This is a genomic window from Rapidithrix thailandica (assembly GCF_039710355.1).
GTDB classification, from domain to species: domain Bacteria; phylum Bacteroidota; class Bacteroidia; order Cytophagales; family Flammeovirgaceae; genus Rapidithrix; species Rapidithrix thailandica.
The window spans coordinates 190,503-207,639 of record NZ_JBDKWZ010000005.1; the positions used below are offsets into that span (position 1 = coordinate 190,503).

General features: G+C 41.0%; 18 protein-coding genes. 4 read left to right on the forward strand and 14 right to left on the reverse strand.

Annotated elements, in window-relative coordinates; all coding sequences use genetic code 11:
- Window positions 1-66 precede the first annotated feature (66 nt).
- Together AAG747_RS10340 and AAG747_RS10345 are read right to left on the reverse strand one after the other, a co-directional pair.
- Entirely contained in the window at window positions 67-693 is a 627-nt protein-coding gene (locus AAG747_RS10340; RefSeq protein ID WP_346821086.1) for a hypothetical protein, read from the reverse strand.
- A 100-nt stretch (window positions 694-793) separates the two neighbouring features.
- Window positions 794-1,606, reverse strand: coding sequence for a metallophosphoesterase family protein (locus tag AAG747_RS10345; RefSeq protein WP_346821087.1), 813 nt, complete (start codon window positions 1,604-1,606; stop codon window positions 794-796).
- A gap of 197 nt (window positions 1,607-1,803) precedes the next feature.
- Between AAG747_RS10345 and AAG747_RS10350 the strand changes: the two genes are divergently transcribed.
- Window positions 1,804-1,974, forward strand: a complete 171-nt coding sequence (locus AAG747_RS10350) for a hypothetical protein (RefSeq protein WP_346821088.1) — start codon at window positions 1,804-1,806, stop codon at window positions 1,972-1,974.
- 31 nt (window positions 1,975-2,005) lie between these two features.
- On the opposite strand, the gene msrB is transcribed toward AAG747_RS10350, so the two are convergent.
- Window positions 2,006-2,449, reverse strand: a complete 444-nt coding sequence (gene msrB / locus AAG747_RS10355; RefSeq protein ID WP_346821089.1) for a peptide-methionine (R)-S-oxide reductase MsrB — start codon at window positions 2,447-2,449, stop codon at window positions 2,006-2,008.
- Window positions 2,450-2,933: 484 nt separating this feature from the next.
- Here msrB and AAG747_RS10360 point away from each other — a divergent pair, with 484 nt between their 5' ends.
- Window positions 2,934-4,166: a serpin family protein gene (locus AAG747_RS10360; protein ID WP_346821090.1), complete on the forward strand. Its 1,233-nt coding sequence runs from the start codon at window positions 2,934-2,936 to the stop codon at window positions 4,164-4,166.
- A 180-nt stretch (window positions 4,167-4,346) separates the two neighbouring features.
- On the opposite strand, the gene AAG747_RS10365 is transcribed toward AAG747_RS10360, so the two are convergent.
- The 7 genes from AAG747_RS10365 to AAG747_RS10395 form a co-directional block, all read right to left on the reverse strand.
- Window positions 4,347-4,820 carry a GNAT family N-acetyltransferase gene (locus tag AAG747_RS10365; RefSeq protein ID WP_346821091.1) on the reverse strand — a complete coding sequence of 158 codons (474 nt, stop codon included), beginning with the start codon at window positions 4,818-4,820 and terminating at the stop codon, window positions 4,347-4,349.
- 247 nt (window positions 4,821-5,067) lie between these two features.
- On the reverse strand, window positions 5,068-6,369 hold the full coding sequence (gene thrC, locus AAG747_RS10370) for a threonine synthase (RefSeq protein ID WP_346821092.1): 1,302 nt from the start codon (window positions 6,367-6,369) through the stop codon (window positions 5,068-5,070).
- A gap of 262 nt (window positions 6,370-6,631) precedes the next feature.
- On the reverse strand, window positions 6,632-7,204 hold the full coding sequence (locus AAG747_RS10375; protein ID WP_346821093.1) for a carboxymuconolactone decarboxylase family protein: 573 nt from the start codon (window positions 7,202-7,204) through the stop codon (window positions 6,632-6,634).
- Between the two features lie 68 nt (window positions 7,205-7,272).
- Window positions 7,273-8,043, reverse strand: a complete 771-nt coding sequence (locus tag AAG747_RS10380) for an arylamine N-acetyltransferase family protein (protein ID WP_346821094.1) — start codon at window positions 8,041-8,043, stop codon at window positions 7,273-7,275.
- Between the two features lie 45 nt (window positions 8,044-8,088).
- Entirely contained in the window at window positions 8,089-8,742 is a 654-nt protein-coding gene (locus AAG747_RS10385) for a VOC family protein (RefSeq protein ID WP_346821095.1), read from the reverse strand.
- Window positions 8,743-8,848: 106 nt separating this feature from the next.
- A complete protein-coding gene (locus tag AAG747_RS10390) occupies window positions 8,849-9,403 on the reverse strand; it encodes a peroxiredoxin (protein WP_346821096.1) in 555 nt (184 codons plus the stop codon).
- 210 nt (window positions 9,404-9,613) lie between these two features.
- Window positions 9,614-10,093, reverse strand: coding sequence for a Dps family protein (locus AAG747_RS10395; RefSeq protein ID WP_346821097.1), 480 nt, complete (start codon window positions 10,091-10,093; stop codon window positions 9,614-9,616).
- A 402-nt stretch (window positions 10,094-10,495) separates the two neighbouring features.
- Between AAG747_RS10395 and AAG747_RS10400 the strand changes: the two genes are divergently transcribed.
- Entirely contained in the window at window positions 10,496-11,356 is an 861-nt protein-coding gene (locus AAG747_RS10400; RefSeq protein WP_346821098.1) for a FecR domain-containing protein, read from the forward strand.
- 9 nt (window positions 11,357-11,365) lie between these two features.
- Here AAG747_RS10400 and AAG747_RS10405 read toward each other — a convergent pair whose 3' ends face one another.
- Entirely contained in the window at window positions 11,366-12,607 is a 1,242-nt protein-coding gene (locus tag AAG747_RS10405; RefSeq protein ID WP_346821099.1) for a LysM peptidoglycan-binding domain-containing protein, read from the reverse strand.
- A 275-nt stretch (window positions 12,608-12,882) separates the two neighbouring features.
- On the reverse strand, window positions 12,883-14,421 hold the full coding sequence (locus AAG747_RS10410; RefSeq protein ID WP_346821100.1) for a YifB family Mg chelatase-like AAA ATPase: 1,539 nt from the start codon (window positions 14,419-14,421) through the stop codon (window positions 12,883-12,885).
- A 252-nt stretch (window positions 14,422-14,673) separates the two neighbouring features.
- On the opposite strand from AAG747_RS10410, the gene AAG747_RS10415 reads away from it, so the two are divergent.
- Complete coding sequence (locus tag AAG747_RS10415) at window positions 14,674-15,267, forward strand: LOG family protein (protein WP_346821101.1); 594 nt, start codon at window positions 14,674-14,676, stop codon at window positions 15,265-15,267.
- Between the two features lie 42 nt (window positions 15,268-15,309).
- Here AAG747_RS10415 and AAG747_RS10420 read toward each other — a convergent pair whose 3' ends face one another.
- On the reverse strand, window positions 15,310-15,888 hold the full coding sequence (locus AAG747_RS10420; protein WP_346821102.1) for a SiaB family protein kinase: 579 nt from the start codon (window positions 15,886-15,888) through the stop codon (window positions 15,310-15,312).
- A gap of 303 nt (window positions 15,889-16,191) precedes the next feature.
- Window positions 16,192-17,025: a translation elongation factor Ts gene (gene tsf / locus AAG747_RS10425; RefSeq protein WP_346821103.1), complete on the reverse strand. Its 834-nt coding sequence runs from the start codon at window positions 17,023-17,025 to the stop codon at window positions 16,192-16,194.
- Window positions 17,026-17,137 lie beyond the last annotated feature (112 nt).

A 17,137-nucleotide genomic window follows, 5' to 3' on the forward strand; every position in this document is an offset into this window, starting at 1 on the left:
GTGTTAAACACTGGTATGAAGTTGTTTTTATGACTTCATTATTTTTGCCTCTATACGGCTTCTTCTTTAAAAGGACAGTTGTACCCCTCCACTAAAGTTGAATAGCTTATGAAAAGGAAAGGTTTTTTGATTGGGTAGCCAAGAGTATATATAAAGGTCGTAGGTCCCGATCTCATAATAAACCCCGATGGATTTAATCGATGAGTTTTTGTAAGTGCGTTGGATGCGTTGCCCTATGAAAGGAGCAAACCGCCTGTTACTTGTCCACCAATAATACCCTTTGGAGTAAAGGTTTCTATCATTCAAGCGGTTAAAACGGGTTCCCCAAGCCTGGAAAATGGAAAGGCCTACCGCCAGAGGCTCTATTTGCAGAGGTTTGTTTTTCCAATCTATCCTCCAAGGGATGTATTGGGCTTTGATGCCTCCGGTGAGGATATCATCCCCGCCAATAGCTTTGGGTAAGTATCCGATAGTAATATCTAGTTCTATTCTTTTCTTTCGTAAAATCTTTTTCCCTGCACTGACAGACAAAAAACCATACCCTCCGGCAAAGTGGATTTTACTGTGGTCCGGTACAAACCATTTCCGTTTTTTAGGGCCGGTCTCCTCTTTTTCTTCTTCCTGGGCAAAGGAGTTTGAGGCAAACAGAAATATAAAAGTGAGTAGGTATATAAAAGTTTGAAATCGCCACATTGTAGGGTTCATTTTTTACAGGCACTTTACTCCTGCCGTTTTCTATAGTTTTTGTGTTCGTATTTGCTGCCGGTGAACTGTTCAGGGTTGGGGGCCTAAACTAAAAGTCGACAACAACATGGCTGAATCCCCCTTCCCATATTTTCACCACTACATAGCTTTTTTTGGATGTGGAAAAAGAATTCAGATAGGTAACGCCATCATTATAAGGCTCTCCGATAGAGTAATCGTGGTTATGTCCGTTCATGGAAAGCAGCGTTTTACCCCATTTACTCAGCGTTTGGGCATAACTGGTTTCCAGGGTATTGTCAAAATCATCATTACCCGGAGGCACATGTTGTATCACCAAGGCATTTTTATAATGGGACGTATCGGAAAGCTGTTCGTCTAACCAAGGGATGTCCGGGACTTTTCCGCTGAATCCGAATTCCCGCCCGTTGGTGTTTAACATCACAAAACGGAATCCTTTATAGGTAAAGGAATAGTCCATGGGACCGAACATCTGTTCATAGATTCTACGCCCGTTATAAATGATATCATGATTGCCGATGACGGTGAGGTAGGGGACTTTCAGTTTTCCCAGGATTTCAGCCATAAGAGAAAATTCCAAGTCCAAACCGAAGTCGGAGATGTCTCCCGAATGTATTACAAATTCGATATCCGAGCGTTTGTTCAAAACATTGACAAAGTCGGTCGATGCATCGTAGAAACGTTGGGTGTCTCCAATAAAAGCGAAGGTTACGGTATCGCTGTTACCTGTTGGGTTATCCAAGAGCCGGTTGAGGTTCTTTTGGGTCAGGTCTTTTTCATGGTCTTCCAGGGTGATTTCAAAAGGTGAGTAACTAATACATTGGCCGAAAATCATGGCTGCTATCCCTACCGCAATGAATCCCTTTAATAGTTTTTGTATCATGGAGTGTAGTAGTTGATATAATCATATTTTCTCGAACTGTTTGTAACATCCAAACAATTCTTGAAATCTGATAATTTCAAAATCAATCAGCTCTTTGGGTATATTCACCTGATGCTTGAAACTTACTTCAATTGCTACTTGTGCTTGTTCAGGAGAAGACAGAGCCTTCGTTTTTAACTGGTCTTAAAAGCAAAACTATGGAAACTACAATAGCTTTCAAAGTTTCCATAGTTTTCTTTCTGGAATTTATTCGGATTTTTGTTCTTTATATTCGTTTTAGTTCTGTTATTTTAGAACTTTATATAAAAGCAAATATAAGTACCTTTCTTGAATCCGGAAAAGAAGCGGGGAAAAGCTTATTCTTGTAAAGTCTAAAGTGAAATGAAATAAGGGATAAAATTATTCTTCAGACAACTTGATGGAAGCTGAATTGATACAGAAGCGCAAACCACTGGGGGCGGGCCCATCGGGGAAGACATGTCCAAGGTGTGCATCACATACATTGCACAATACTTCGATCCGGTGCATTCCGAAACTCAAATCTTCCAGGTAATGGATCACATTGTTTTTCACCGGTTCGGTAAAACTGGGCCAGCCGCTGTTCGATTCGAATTTTTGCCGTGAATCAAACAGAGGGGTATTACAACATTTGCAGGCGTATAGACCTGGGGTGTGTTTTTCACAATATTCACCTGTGAAAGCCCGCTCCGTACCTTTCTGGCGGGTGATCCGGAACTCCTCCGCTGTCAAAAGCTCTCTCCATTCCTCTTCACTTTTTTCTACCCTTTTGTCCGGTTGAGGGTTGCCCTGTTGGGCATAATGCATTACATCCTTCCAAGTCATGGTACCTAGTGATTAGTTTTCGCAAAGTTACAAAACCTGTTCTTCTTACAGCTATTTATTCGAGGGATTTCAGGCTATTTTCAGAGGTGGTACAACGAATTTTGAGATAAGCATGTCCTAAACTATAGACACCCTCACAAAATAAATTTTCAGGCGGATAGTTGGCAATAAGCAATTGTGATGGGATGCCGGTCCGGAGCAGGAAACCCTGAGTCATTAAAAAAAGAGCTGTTGGTGTAAAGCTATGGCCCAATGACTTTGAGAATTAAGTGGGTGTTTAGGTTTTTATTAAAGAAGTGAATTAAACTTTTTCTTTTTCCTGAAAAGGTTTCAAAAATGCCTCCTCTGTGTTACTTTTTTCAACAATAGCTTTGGCTATTTTCTTCAAAAAGTACCTTGATGAGCCGGTTTTGATTCCATTTTCGGTCAAAAATTATACGTGTAAACCACTTCAAAACAATCTTTCTACCAAATAACTATGAATATGAAAACTTTAATGCTTTATTGTCTGTGGTTACCTTTTACGATCATGGCTTGTAAAAACAATTCGATGAACCCTGAAGAAGACAATCGGCCTAATTTGAGAACCTTGTCTTCGCAAGAAAAAGAAATCGTTTCTTCTTCCAATGCATTTGCTTTTGACCTGTTCCAGGCACTTGAGGCACAGGAAGAAGGAAAAAATCTGTTTTTTTCTCCTTTGAGTGTGGGCTTCGCATTGCATATGGCGATAAACGGTGCTTCAGGAGAGACAAAAGAAAATATGAAAGAAGTACTGGGGCAACATACACTAAGTGATCTACAAGCAAATCAAGCGGTAAAAGATTTGACAGAATTACTGTTGAGTATGGATAAGAAGACTTGCCTGGATATTGCCAATTCTGTTTGGTATGATGATCAATTGACCTTACGGGATGATTTTTCAGAAAGACTGGAAGCGTATTTCGATGGTAAAATAGCCGGTTTGGATTTTAAAAGTCCCACTGCGAAAGAAACCATCAACCAATGGGTGGAGGAAAAGACACAAGAAAAAATCAAGCAATTGGTAAGTGAGGTGAAAGAATCGGACAGAATGTTTTTGATCAACGCGATTTACTTTAAAGCTCAGTGGGCCCAACAATTCGATAAAGAAAAAACTGCCCATTCGGAGTTTACTTTGGAAAACGGACAGGTGAAAGAAGTGCCCATGATGTCTGCCAAATCCACAAAACTTTCCCTTTATCAGGATGAACGCTTTCAGTTAGTGGAGATCCCTTATGGCAATGGTCAATTTTCTATGACGGTGTTATTGCCTCAGAAAGGGCACACAACCCAAGAAATAATGGAATTGTTGAATGAGGAAAGTTTGAAAAACTGGCTCAATCAAAGTACTACAGTGGAGAAAAGCTTGTATTTGCCCCGTTTCAAAATGGCGTATAAAGTGAAACTGAATACCGTATTAGAATCGATGGGGATGGCATTACCGTTTTCCGAGCAAGCAGACTTTTCCGGTTTTTTCCGAGAAGCTACCGGGCAACAATTACGAATCGACCGGGTGATTCATCAAAGTTTTATTGAGGTGGATGAAGAAGGTACGGAAGCGGCTGCTGCCACCAATACAGGTGTGGGAGTTACCTCTATTAATCTTCCGGTCATGATTAACCGGCCGTTTGTCTTTTTGATCCGGGAGAAGCACAGCGGATCGGTACTTTTTGCCGGAAAATTAATGGACCCTTCCTAAAATTTTGTGATATACGGAAGAAGTGGAAACGCAGGAGAGTATACAAATTCTCCGGTGCTTTTCTCAACTAAGCACTTGGGATAAATGCCGTACACCCGGAGAGGTAAGCGGTGGGGAAAACTCCTTTAAAAAACACCCTCCGAAAATCGTTGAACGAACCAGAGGAGGGTGTATGGCTAATTACTTTTTCAGTTTGTAAATCATATGTTCCGTAGCTGCGGTAAATCCCTGGTCTTCCCAGAAGCGGATAGCATCCCTGTTTTTTACGGATACTTGTAATTCAATATGATCCGCCCCTTTTTCCAATAGCCAGTTTTTGGCGTGATTGTACAGAAGCCTTCCCACGCCATCACTGCGGTATTCGTCTTTTACAAAGGTTTCGGCAATATACCCTCGTTGGTGAAATTTTCGAAAAGTCCCGTCTTCGGTAATCGAGACAAAGATAATCCCCAGAATTTCAGCTCCTTTTTCGGCAAGGAAACAACGTTCGTTTTTTTGCTTTAGTCGATCTGTCAAACTTGCGCGAATGGCATCGGTGGCTTGTAGATCGATTTCAAAGATATAATGTTGACCATTGTGGTGGGCATGTAAGTCTAACCACATTTTTTGGATGGTATCCAAGTCGTAGAGCGTAGCATTGCGAATATTGATCATAGGATTGATGAGTGGAAAGTGAACGAATGCATCTTAGAGCAGTAAGCAATTGTGCTTGTAATAACAAGTTATAAATTCCTGTAAGAATTGTGAAGCGGATTGGTGGGAAATCTGAAGTCGAATAAAAAAGAAAGACTTGATCAAATGAAAAAGTAAAAATATAAATCCCTTTGCGGGGTGGCCGTCCTGTTCTTGTAATAGTGATCAAGAGAGCCACCCGGAAAAAAGGGAAAGAAACGGAGTTGGATTATTTGTTTAGTAAAAATGACTTTAATCTTTCAAATTCCGGAGCCATCGCGATGGCCTCTTTGGGTTTGTTGAGGACTTGGGCGAGTAGCTCAGGTATTTCTACTTTATTTTCAATTGCCGTTTCCACTACATCTATGAATTTTGCCGGATGGGCCGTAGCCAGGAATACCCCATTCACCTCTTCGTCCAGGCTAGTCAGGTAATCTTTTAAGCCTAAGTAGCCGACCGCTCCGTGCGGGTCCAGCAAATAGCCTGTTTGTTGATAAATTTTTTGGATGGTCTGAACGGTTTCCTCATCCGTATAGGCTTTTCCTGAAATATTTGCTTTCACCTGCTCATACGCATCGTCATGCAGTGCCAGCATTCTTGGGAAGTTACTTGGATTTCCTACATCCATAGCATTGGAAAAGGTTTTGACGGAGGGCTTGGCTTGAAAAATGCCGCTGGCCAAATAGGCCGGTACGATATCATTGGCGTTGGTAGCGGCTACAAAATGCCGGATGGGCAATCCCATTTTTTGAGCGATCAAACCTCCGCATAGATTGCCGAAATTTCCACTGGGAACGGCTACTACCACTGGTTTTCCTTTTGCCTTCAGCTGAGCGTAAGCATAAAAATAGTAAAAAGACTGAGGAATCAAGCGGCAAATATTGATGGAATTGGCCGAAGTAAGGTTTAATTTTTCATTGAGTTGTGTATCCAAAAAAGCCTCTTTGACCAGCCGTTGACAATCGTCAAATGTTCCTTCAATTTCCAAGGCGGTAATATTCTGCCCGTTGGTGGTGAGTTGTTGTTCTTGAATTTTACTCACTTTGCCTTTCGGGTACAAAATATATACATGGATATTAGGCACGCCCAGGAAGCCTTGAGCTACTGCGCTGCCGGTATCACCGGAGGTGGCCACCAGGATGTTAATTTCTTGATGGTCTTTTTGTAAAAAATACGACATCAACCGGGACATAAACCGTGCACCGAAATCTTTGAAGGCAAGAGTAGGGCCATGAAATAATTCCAATACATGGATATTGTCGTGTACGGGTTTTACCGGGGCGTCAAAGTTGATTGCATCGTTGACAATCTCAGTTAACACGTTGTCCGGAATTTCCAGACCAATAAGGGTTTTGGCGACTTCCAGGGCAATTTCTTGAAAAGAGCGCGTTTCGATCGTGTCAAAAAAGGCTGGTGGTAAAGTTGGGATTTCCACAGGCATATACAAGCCATTATCTGCTGGCAACCCTTTGAAAATCGCTTCTTTCAGCGATACATTTTCCACTTGATGCTTGGTACTGTATAATTCCAATTTTGAAAAATTTTTAATGAACCCTTCAAATCTTTAAATATATCGCAAGATATCTATTTTTTTATTAAAAGAATAATGCTTTCTGATCGACCCGCATTAATGAATGAAGTTAAGAAGTTCGTATTTGTCATAGTTGGAAAAAAGGGCTTTTACAATCCAGCCGTATCATTACCTTTTCATTCCTTTTGTCAACTGCTTGAACCTAAAAAAACCGGAGACAAAGCCCCCGGTTTTTACTTTACATGAAGTGTACATTGTATGCTTAAACTATTTTGGAGAGGCTGGCAATTACTGAGGCAAGCCTCACAGCGTCAAAAATCCGCTCCTCGCTACTTCCAAGCTCCATAAGGGATTTTTCGTGTGAGTTCACACACATTTCACATCCATTGACAGCAGAAACAGCTAAGCTAATCAACTCAAAAAATTCTTTCCCCAAAACGGGTCTCATCATGATGTTCATTTTGAGGCGGGCGGGTAGCTGGTTATATTTATCTTTTCCTGTAAAGTGGCGGAAACGATACAGAATATTATTGGCACTTAATAGAGAAGCACAGCTGATCGCCTCTGCAATTTCCTCACCGCTGGCTTCCTTTTCTTTGGCTTTTTGGATAAAGACTTCTTCCAATGCCTTGTCTTTCAAAGTGAAAGCAATACTAATGCTCAACAAGGCAATCTCTTTTTCACTGATGTGGTCCGATACCAATGCATTGTTTACGTTTACCCGCAAATCTTTCAGATAGCGGTGATCGGCATTTACAATGTTGGATAAAGCCAACGTATCATAGCTAGTGTCTATCGATAATCCGTTTAATAAACTTTCTTTAGTTTCACTCATAATGATTGTTGTTTTGAATACTTTTCTTTGGAAAAGAATTATTTGATGGAGTAAAGCTGCAGCACGGGTCAATCTATCAATTGTTCCGTGTTGAGGTGAAAATACTCTTTTAAATAGGTTGAAAATGTTTTTTCCGAATGAATAGGGAATTCCGTCACCTTTCCCTGTTGGCTGATTTTGAGTTTACTTTCAGACAAGGTCACTCTTCCGTCTTCCCGGGCCAAGGTGATCACCCGCCCTTTGGTAAAATGAGAATCCGGAGATGTTTGATGAAATTCACAGCCTTCTGTAAAATAGCTCAGTGGCCGCTCCTGTAAAGTGAATATAAATTGTGTTTCAAACTGTTTTGTTGTTTCGTTTTTTGAGGAATAGGCCAGGTAGTTATCATCGTACTCTGTGATAGTATATTTCCCTTCCGTGACGGTTCCGGTTTCCAGGAGAATGGGTTTGAGAAACGAGTCGCCAAAGCCCACATCGGTCAAGTAGATATTTCCGTCAAGAATTGTCAAGATGGCTGCATGGTCGTCTTCCCGGCCAAATCCTCCTTGTGAGTTTTTTACCCTGGCTGCAATTAAGTGACTGTCAAAACCGATAGTTTGTAAGACTTGTTGGAACAAGCCATTCATTTCATAGCAAAAGCCTCCTCGCTTTTTCTCCACTAATTTCTTGAAAAGCTTTTCCGGTTCCAGACTGATCGGATTATGGTACATCACATCCAGGTTTTCAAAAGGGATGTGTGTTAAATGTAATAGATGCAATTGATGGAGCGTCTCCAAGTCAGGTTTTGCATGGCTTGTAAACCCTATCCTGTCGAAGTATTGTTGAAGTTTTGTTTTCATGGTGTTTGGAGTTTGAGTGTATAGGATGAGTTTGCCGGTTTTACCTTAATTTAAGCTTATTTCATGTACTTTGCCTTGGTCTTCCAGCAAAACATGTGTTGGGAAGACTTTTGCTTTTTTATCCGTGGGAAACCAGTTGCGTTCAGGGCTGACCAAGATCAGTAAACCCTGCTCGTCTCCTAATGCTGCAAAGTTTTCTTGGGGAGTTTGTTTGGCAAATAAGGGCAAATCGAATTGTTCGGTTAGTTGCTCGATTGATCGAGTTACATTTTCCGTTACCAAGCCTATTTCACTGATGGCAAGTAATGATGATGGGTCAAAGGTTTGGGCAGAAGCATTGGAGAGGTCGTACCGGGCAATCAGTTCCAACAGGTTGCCATTGTTATCATAAAAATAAAAGGACTTGGCATTCCAACTTTCAAAATGTGCAAATTGACTTTCTGAAGTTACTGGTAAGATTCTCACCTTCTTGTTCAAGGCCTCGTAAGCTTCCTTCAGCTGATTATTGGGAATATCAAAAGCCAGATGGTAATAAGGCTTTGCCAATTCCGAATGTTGAAAGATAAGGGTGGAAGCACCTAAAGAAAAAGCAAGGTTGTTCTTCTCTTTTCTGACAACGGACAAGCCCAAAATGTCGTGATAAAAGCTTTCGGTTTGCTGTAAATCATTGCTCAGCAAATAGACTTCTTTGATTCTCATCTGAATTGGAAATATTAGGTTTCATAGCTTTAGGTACAGACCGGGTGGGTGTGAAATGAGAAGCCAGAGGCATATGCCTGGCCCCTCATTCAGGTTGTTGTGTTGTTTAGGCCGTTAATGTTTCCTCACCTTTTTCCCAGTTACAAGGGCAAAGTTCATCGGTTTGCAAAGCATCCAGTACCCGGATTACCTCTTTGACATTCCGGCCCACATTCAGGTCATAGGCACTTACCCAGCGAATAGTACCTTGAGGATCGACAATAAACGTAGCTCTGTAAGCCACTTTTTCATTAGCTTCCAATATGCCCAGCTCTTCTGCCAATGACTTGGACGTATCGGCCAGCATCGGAAATTTTAAATCACGTAAGTCTTCGTGGTCTTTTCTCCAAGCCAAGTGAACAAACTCAGAATCGGTAGAGGCGCCTACCAATACCGCATCTCTGTCTCTGAACTCTTGGTAATTCTTATTGAACTCGGCTATCTCTGTAGGGCATACGAAGGTAAAATCTTTGGGCCACCAGAATAGCACTAACCATTCGCCCTCTTTTTTATGGTCTTCTGAAGTGATCGTTGCAAATTCTTTCCCTTTTTCCAAAGATACCACTGCAGTTTTCTCAAATTCAGGAAATTGGTTACCGATGTTTACAATTTTGTTTTCCATAATGTGTATTGAATTTTAAATTCTGGTTTAGATATTTTTATGTATTTATCTTCTTTTTTGGCAATAAGCTTCCCCTTATGGTTTTTTGACGAAAACCTTTCTGAGTACCGAATCAGAAAATGTGAAAGGAGAAATTTGGCAGGCTCACTACGAGCCTACCCAATCGAACTATATTGTATTGCTAAATAAGAGGTAATAATTTCTTGTTTTTTATTTCTGACCTAACCAAGCAGTGAACATCCAAACGGTTTTTTCTTGTTCGGAGATAAAATCACTCAGCAGAGTTACTGATCCTTCATCGTCCAGCTCAGAGGCGATTGCCAACGCTTCTCTTTCAATGGTCAGAAGGGATTTGATGTTGTCAGTGGTTAACTGTACTGCCTGCAAGCCATCTGAAATATTTTTTGATTCTTTTATCTGAGTGCTTTCCAAATAAGTGGAAAATGAATGAAATGGAGTGGAGCCCAATGTCAGGATTCGCTCGGCAATATCATCTATCTTTTGCTGAGCATCCGTATATTGTTCTTCAAACTTCGCATGAAGTTCAAAAAAATTCTGCCCTTGTATGTTCCAATGAAATCCCCTAAGGTTTTGATAGTACACTTGAAAGTTGGCTAATAATTGATTCAACTTGTTTGCAAGCTTTTCGGATTTGGCTTTATCCAAACCGATGAAATTTAAAGTACTCATGGTTGCGTGCGTTTAGATTGTTTTTGAATTGATTATGCTACAAAGGTATAGAATGGTTAAATATAGGTCAAATTGATATTATTTATTATTAAATAGTTTTTACTTATAAGTATTGCAACTCAATGAGTTATATACGAGATGCCTCTTTGTTTGACAAAAAAATATTTTCTTGACTTATTTAAAGAAAGTATATATGCTTGAAAAGACACCTTTCATCTTGTCAACAATTTGTGTAGTTTCCTTGTTTGTATGGAAAGCGGATGGTTGAGTGAGGCGATAATTGACCGTATGACAAAGGGGAATTGTTATATCTTTAAGGTGATTAGAAAACAATCTTAAAGTAAGAGCTTTGGCAGGTGACTGATAAAAATCACCTTTTTGCAAAACAAATAATATACATCCATGATGAACTCCATGGAAAATATCGAATTGATTCATCGCTACCTGAAAGGAGAATGTTCGGAGGAAGAGGAGGAGTATTTAGAACAGTGGCTGGAAGATCATCCGGAGCACCGTCATACATTTGAATATTATAAAAAGGCATATCAAGAGGAAGTAAGGCAAACTTATTCCGAGCAAAAAAAGGATGTTCTGTGGGTAAGTCACCGGAACATCAAATATGTACCCGATAGCACAAAAGGGAATAAGGGGAGAACGGAAGCCTGGTTGCACTTTACCGAACGACTACGGAAACTTTGGAAAGAAAAAAGAGCCATAAGGACCGCCCGTTTTCACAGAAGGCGCTGGCATCATTTACGAAATAGAGACGCGAATCCGGATGTATTGTTTTGGCCTAAATACCTGATGGCTTTACTTGTACTGTTATTTGGGTTGAGTTTTGCCTATTTTCATTTTTCAGGAAGCTTCTTTCCCAAAAAAGTACCTGTACTGGAAACCCAATCATCAGCCCATCCTATCGTGTTGGTATTACATGATGGCTCCCAGGTCGTACTGAAGGAAAATTCCTTACTTCGTTACCCTAAGCAGTTTTTTGGCAAGCGGCAAATAAGGTTAGAAGGGCATGCGGTTTTTGAAGTCGTTGAGAGTTTGAAAACTCCTTTTATCGTCAATATCGGAACCATAAGTATTCATGCATTGGGCTCTTCTTTTGAAGTACTTACGCTGCCAAACGGTAGTTATCAAATTCAGGCTCACAAAGGCAACTTGATTGTTTCATCCTCTGTCAATACACAGGAAAAATTCATTGTGAAAGGAGGTAATCAACTACTTATGCACAATGATAAATACACCATTGAACAATAAGGTTCTTTCTCAACGGCCTACTTTAACGATTTCCCCGATTTGTAAAGTGTAATCATTTTTTCCGTTCCAAACCATCAGCTCCCGGACGGAGATCCCGTTTTTCCGGGCTACGGAATACATGGTGTCCCCTCGTTGTATCTGATAGGTTTTCGGGTGGCCTACCCGCAGTGCATATCCTACATTAATCACATTGCCATTCAAATTATTCCACCGTTTTAAATCGGTAACGCTCACTTGGTATTTTCTGGAAATGGCAAAAAGTGTTTCCCCTCTTTGCACGGTGTGGTATTCTTGAGAGGAGGAGGCGATCTGTTTGACGGAAACGGTACGAGTGGTCACGTTTCGAATGGTCGGAGCCGGATTATATGCAGGTGGAGCGCTTTTTACAGGAGGTACTTTTTCTTGTGATTTTAAAGGTACGGTTTTAGGAGGTGCTGGAGTAGGTTTGGAAGCATTGGCAAATACGGAGATTCCTTTGGGGCTGACAATGGGAATGCCTTCGTAATCTTTGATGGCATATTCCCCTGTAGCACTGTAAAAGACCTGTGGCAGTTGCCTGGACATGTTAAAGTAATCATATGCTGCTTTTAAACTTCCCCAAAAATTCGTGAGCTGTTTGTCCCATGCATGTTCTATTTTTAACCGGTGCATATTCGTATCGGTCATTTTGGCCGGAAAGATATGCACAGGAATACGTTTTTGCCCTGACTCATAAGCTTGGACAGCCATTACATATACTTCTTTGATTTTATCGTCACTGATCGGAATGTCACTATTGGAAGTACAACCTCCTTTCAAGGTGATTTGAGCACTACCCGATTGGTGAAAACGATCTACAGGGTTGGGGTAATTGATCAATAAGGCTAAAAAATCGGCACTGTTGGGAATAAAACCTTTAAGATGGTACAGCCCTTCGGGAACAATTCCATCATTGGAGGAATGCTTCGGTCCCAATCCACCTGAACGCTCACAAAAACGATAGCTTTTCAGAGGTTTAAAACGAGTTTCATCCGGAGCCTTCACCCACAGTTCTACAATTTCCTCTTCCTTAAATACCCGGATGTAAAGGTGATTGTTAAACGTATTGAGTTTACGTTTTGCCAATATCCCTTTTAAGTAACTCGACTTATCCAGGTAAGCCGTTTTTACATTCGGGTGGTTTAACTGTTGGGTCTTAAAGCTTTGCCCTTGGCTTAACTGTATAAAGCATACCAGCCACAGTGTGCCGGTTAACCATGCTGTTAGTTTCATAGTAGTTGGTAGTTTACACGTAAACTGTAAAAAAATTTTGTGGAGAGCCTGTCAAGAAAACCACAAAAAACTGTCCCGCCCAAAGTGCTATCCTTTGCACATTCGGGGTAAGTAAACTGTTGTCTTACTTTCTCAGTAAGGGGTTAAACGTTAGTTAAAGCGGTTGCCCTATGAAGATACAAATAGATCCACAAGAAGGCAATGGTCAAAGGGGAATAAGTATAAAAAAAGCGGGGAAGGGTTGGGTAAACCCTCCAACGGGTAAATTTAAATAATTAAATGCTAAATAAGTTTCGATCCAGGCTTCGATATTGAATTGCCTCGGCAACATGCTCAAAAGTTATCTGAGTTTGCCCTGAAAGGTCGGCAATAGTTCTGGCTACTTTTAAAATACGGTCGTAGGCCCGGGCGGATACCCCCAGGCGTTCCATGGCGTTTTTTAATAAGTTTTTTCCCAGCTGATCCAAGCCACATAGTTCTTTTACCATTTGGGAGGGCATCATGGCATTGGAATATACGCCTTTACTATTTTTAAAGCGTTCGGTTTGTATGGCCCGGGCTTTTATCACCCTCTCCCGGATCTCTTCACTACTTTCTGTTTTCCTGTTGGCTGTCATTTGGTCAAAGCTAACCGGATTTACATCAATATGAATATCGATACGGTCGAGCAAAGGGCCGCTGATTTTGTTCAGGTAGCGTTGTACATCCGAAGGTGAGTCTGGGTGACTTTCACCTTGCCGGAAAAAATCCCCGGAGGGGCTGGGATTCATACTGGCTACCAACATAAAATTCGCGGGGAATTCCACTGTGGCTTTCGCTCTGGAAATGGTGACCAATCGCTCTTCCAACGGTTGCCGCATCACTTCCAATACCGTTCGCTTAAACTCAGGCAATTCATCCAAAAATAATACTCCGTTATGTGAAAGTGAGATTTCTCCGGGCTGGGGATGCCCTCCACCACCTACCAAAGCAACATCACTGATGGTATGGTGAGGGGCCCGGAAAGGACGGTTGGAAACCAAGCCTTCGTGCTTTCCCAGTTTCCCCGCTACGGAGTGAATTTTGGTAGTTTCCAGTGCTTCCTGTAGGGTGAGTGGAGGAAGAATGGAAGGAATCCTACGGGCCAACATGGTTTTACCTGAGCCCGGAGGGCCGATCATTATGACATTATGACCTCCGGCGGCTGCTATTTCCAGCGCACGCTTCACATTTTCCTGTCCCTGTACTTGCGAAAAATCAACGTCATAGTCATTTTGCGTATCAAAAAAAAGCTCCCGGGTGTCGATATTGGTGGGGAGGATAGGGCTTTTCCCTTCAAAAAAGTCAATGGCCTCATTCAGGTGTTCCACCGCCAAGACCTCCAAATTATTGACAATGGCCGCCTCATGGGCATTTTCCTTAGGAAGAACAAAGCCTTTAAATCCCGCATTACGGGCTGCGATTGCCATGGAAAGCGCCCCTTTTACCGGGCGGATTTTCCCATCTAAGGACAGTTCTCCCAAGATTAGGTATTTGTCTAACAAGCCGGTTTGTAATTGACCGGATGCTTTTAAGATGCTAAGGGCAATGGGTAGATCATAGGCAGAGCCTTCTTTACGGATATCAGCGGGGGCCAGATTAACCACTACCTTTTGACGAGGCATAAAATAGCCCGAATGTTTGATAGCGGATTCGACTCTTTGTTGGCTTTCTTTCACTGCGCTGTCGGGAAGGCCTACTAAAAAAAATTTTGTCCCGCTGATGATGTTGGCTTCCACCGTAACAATTGAGGCATCTACGCCTAATACTGAACTTCCAAAGGCTTTTGCAACCATAGCTTATTTTTAATACTGCTAAATAGGTATATAAAGGATTAACTGATTTTCTTTGTAAATAGTAGGCAAAAATAGCGACTGAAGAAGTTTTTTGGCAAAAGTCTGAAGTTTATCCTAATCTTTATGGAGACAGTCCCATTTTTTGATTTGTTTTGTTGGCTGAGATGAGTCGTCTAATTTTTTTACTTTTCGCTTAATTGAGATAAAGTCTTTGTTTTTTATTTTCCTAATTAAAAAATACTCAGAATAGTTATGCAAGAGAAAGGTCAAAAAAGCATTTGTGTTTTTTGTGGATCCAATGTAGGTTCAGATGCTTATGAAGCATTGGCGTATTCATTTGGGCAGCAGCTAGCCCTGAACGGTTATCGATTAATCTATGGAGGCGGAGGAGTTGGATTGATGGGGGCCGTGGCCAAAGGGGCTTTGTCAGAAAAAGGTGAAGTAGTGGGTATCATCCCCGATTTTTTAATGAGAAAAGAGTTAGGAGAGGTTCAAAATACTGAGTTGATTAAAGTAAAAACCATGCATCAAAGGAAAGCGCAAATGGCCGACCTCTCAGACGCCTTCGTTGCTTTGCCCGGCGGAATGGGTACGATGGATGAGCTTTGTGAAATTGTCACTTGGGCCCAATTAGGCCTGCACCAAAAACCAATTGTTTTGTACAATATGCATGGGTATTACGATCCTTTGATGGCATTTTTTGATTCGATGGAGAGCAATAAGTTCGTTTCTCCGGCAAATCGTAAGTTAGTGTTGACCGGAGCGTCCTCAGAGGAGGTCTTTAACCGGATTACTTCTTACCAACCTCAAGAAGTGGAAAATTGGTTGGACCGCACCCGTACATAATCGTTTGAGGCGGGCGTGTCTTTAAAAAAAATGCAGGGTTTTTTAAAACTCTGCATCTTCAAAATAACATTTTACTTTTACCTTGAGCATAAAGAAATAATGCTCGGAGTCCAACGGGAGAAATTGATATTGGTATTTTTCTCCGGTTTTCCGGGCAATGTCAATAATTCCTAAACCTGCACCTCCTTTTTCCGAAAGGCTCCCTTCTTTTATTTGCTTCAAGTACATTTGTTTCAGCTCCGCTTTCGATGCATTGTTGACATAGTCTATCATTTCCTTTAATTGAGGCATGCGTTCCTTTCGGATTTTATTGGAAGTGATGATAAAGTAGTTTTTTTCATTTTTTCCAATAATAAACAAGCCTTTTCCCACATGATGGTCAGAGATACTGTCTGAATGCTTGTTCATGTTTTGCAGTGTTTCCACCATCACATGATACACTTTACGTTTTACCTTGGTTTGCTCATTGTTTCTTCCCATCTCATCCTCTGCCATGGAGGTAAACATTTTGGTGATTTCCTGATTGAACTCGCCTAAGTATACCAAGGATATACCATTGTTTACCATTTCATCATAAAAAGTCAGTACGGATTTGGTAAAACTAGTATTCAACATCATCATTGTTTTAAGATTAAAAAATACACACAGTCGAAATAAATGAAAATTATTGAGATTCAATTAGTGAAAATTCCCTATTTGTATTAGTACTATGTAAAGGAATTTCCCCGAAAAAGAACATTGTTGTAGAACTATTACTCAAAGCCCCGCTTTTTGTTGTGTGATATTTCTGTTTTTTCGTGGAATTATGCTGAAAAGAGTGATAGGCCCGTGGAGGTTTTGTATTTGATGGAAGGTTGCAACAAAAAAGGTTACCATAATAAATGATAACCTTTCCAAAAACCATGAAAACTAAATTAAAAACTATTATCTTCCGATAGAGATACGGCTGAATGACTTTACTGTCAAACCTTTTTGTACACTATCTAAATATTGTTGTACGGTCAATTTGTTGTCTTTTACAAACGCTTGGTTCAGTAAAGTGTTTTCTTTGTAGAATTTCTTCACAAAACCTTCGGCAATCTTCTCCAGAATTTGCTCAGGTTTGCCTTCCTGACGCGCCTTCTCGATACCGATTTGCTTTTCTCTTTCTACTAATTCCGGATCAATTCCCTCTTCGTTAACAGCTACAGGGTTCATGGCAGCAATTTGCATGGCCACATCTTTACCTGCTTCCGTTACTTCAGCATCTCCAACGTTAGTTAACTCTACCAACACCCCGATTTTGTTGTCACCGTGGATGTAAGGAATGATTTTTTCGCCGGAAATTTTGGTATAAGAAGTGATTTCGATTTTTTCACCGATTTTTCCGATATATTCGGTGATTTGCTCGCTGATTTTCACTCCGTCAATCTCTAAAGCGGCCAATGCTTCTGCACTTTCTGCTTGGTTTTTTACGGCTTCGGCAAGGATTTTAGTACCTAAGCTTTTGAAATCCTCATTTTTGGCTACAAAGTCGGTTTCGCATTTCAATGCAAAAGCGATTGCTTCAGTGCTGTCCTCATTGATGTGGATCAATACAGTTCCTTCCGCTGCTTCTCTGTCTTCACGTTTTGCGGCAACTTTCTGCCCTTTTTTTCGAAGGGAATCAATTGCTTTTTCGATATCGCCATCTGCTTCCACCAATGCCTTTTTACAGTCCATCATACCAGCACCGGTGATTTTCCGAAGTTCGTTTACTTGTTTCGCAGTGATAGCCATTACTTTTTCAAATTTAAAATGTATTAGTAAAAAGTTTTTTCAAATATAAAAAATTGGTCACTTCTAGCGAAATGGCTGAGGGGTGACCAATTTTCCGTATAGAAATTCAAAG

What these genes read in the sequence shown, in the direction of transcription:
- AAG747_RS10340 (WP_346821086.1), bottom strand. Translation starts at nt 693, where the DNA reads ATGTGGCGATTTCAAACTTTTATATACCTACTCACTTTTATATTTCTG.
- AAG747_RS10345 (WP_346821087.1), bottom strand. Translation starts at nt 1,606, where the DNA reads ATGATACAAAAACTATTAAAGGGATTCATTGCGGTAGGGATAGCAGCC.
- AAG747_RS10350 (WP_346821088.1), top strand. Translation starts at nt 1,804, where the DNA reads ATGGAAACTACAATAGCTTTCAAAGTTTCCATAGTTTTCTTTCTGGAA.
- msrB (WP_346821089.1), bottom strand. Translation starts at nt 2,449, where the DNA reads ATGACTTGGAAGGATGTAATGCATTATGCCCAACAGGGCAACCCTCAA.
- AAG747_RS10360 (WP_346821090.1), top strand. Translation starts at nt 2,934, where the DNA reads ATGAAAACTTTAATGCTTTATTGTCTGTGGTTACCTTTTACGATCATG.
- AAG747_RS10365 (WP_346821091.1), bottom strand. Translation starts at nt 4,820, where the DNA reads ATGATCAATATTCGCAATGCTACGCTCTACGACTTGGATACCATCCAA.
- AAG747_RS10375 (WP_346821093.1), bottom strand. Translation starts at nt 7,204, where the DNA reads ATGAGTGAAACTAAAGAAAGTTTATTAAACGGATTATCGATAGACACT.
- AAG747_RS10380 (WP_346821094.1), bottom strand. Translation starts at nt 8,043, where the DNA reads ATGAAAACAAAACTTCAACAATACTTCGACAGGATAGGGTTTACAAGC.
- AAG747_RS10385 (WP_346821095.1), bottom strand. Translation starts at nt 8,742, where the DNA reads ATGAGAATCAAAGAAGTCTATTTGCTGAGCAATGATTTACAGCAAACC.
- AAG747_RS10390 (WP_346821096.1), bottom strand. Translation starts at nt 9,403, where the DNA reads ATGGAAAACAAAATTGTAAACATCGGTAACCAATTTCCTGAATTTGAG.
- AAG747_RS10395 (WP_346821097.1), bottom strand. Translation starts at nt 10,093, where the DNA reads ATGAGTACTTTAAATTTCATCGGTTTGGATAAAGCCAAATCCGAAAAG.
- AAG747_RS10400 (WP_346821098.1), top strand. Translation starts at nt 10,496, where the DNA reads ATGATGAACTCCATGGAAAATATCGAATTGATTCATCGCTACCTGAAA.
- AAG747_RS10405 (WP_346821099.1), bottom strand. Translation starts at nt 12,607, where the DNA reads ATGAAACTAACAGCATGGTTAACCGGCACACTGTGGCTGGTATGCTTT.
- AAG747_RS10410 (WP_346821100.1), bottom strand. Translation starts at nt 14,421, where the DNA reads ATGGTTGCAAAAGCCTTTGGAAGTTCAGTATTAGGCGTAGATGCCTCA.
- AAG747_RS10415 (WP_346821101.1), top strand. Translation starts at nt 14,674, where the DNA reads ATGCAAGAGAAAGGTCAAAAAAGCATTTGTGTTTTTTGTGGATCCAAT.
- AAG747_RS10420 (WP_346821102.1), bottom strand. Translation starts at nt 15,888, where the DNA reads ATGATGATGTTGAATACTAGTTTTACCAAATCCGTACTGACTTTTTAT.
- tsf (WP_346821103.1), bottom strand. Translation starts at nt 17,025, where the DNA reads ATGGCTATCACTGCGAAACAAGTAAACGAACTTCGGAAAATCACCGGT.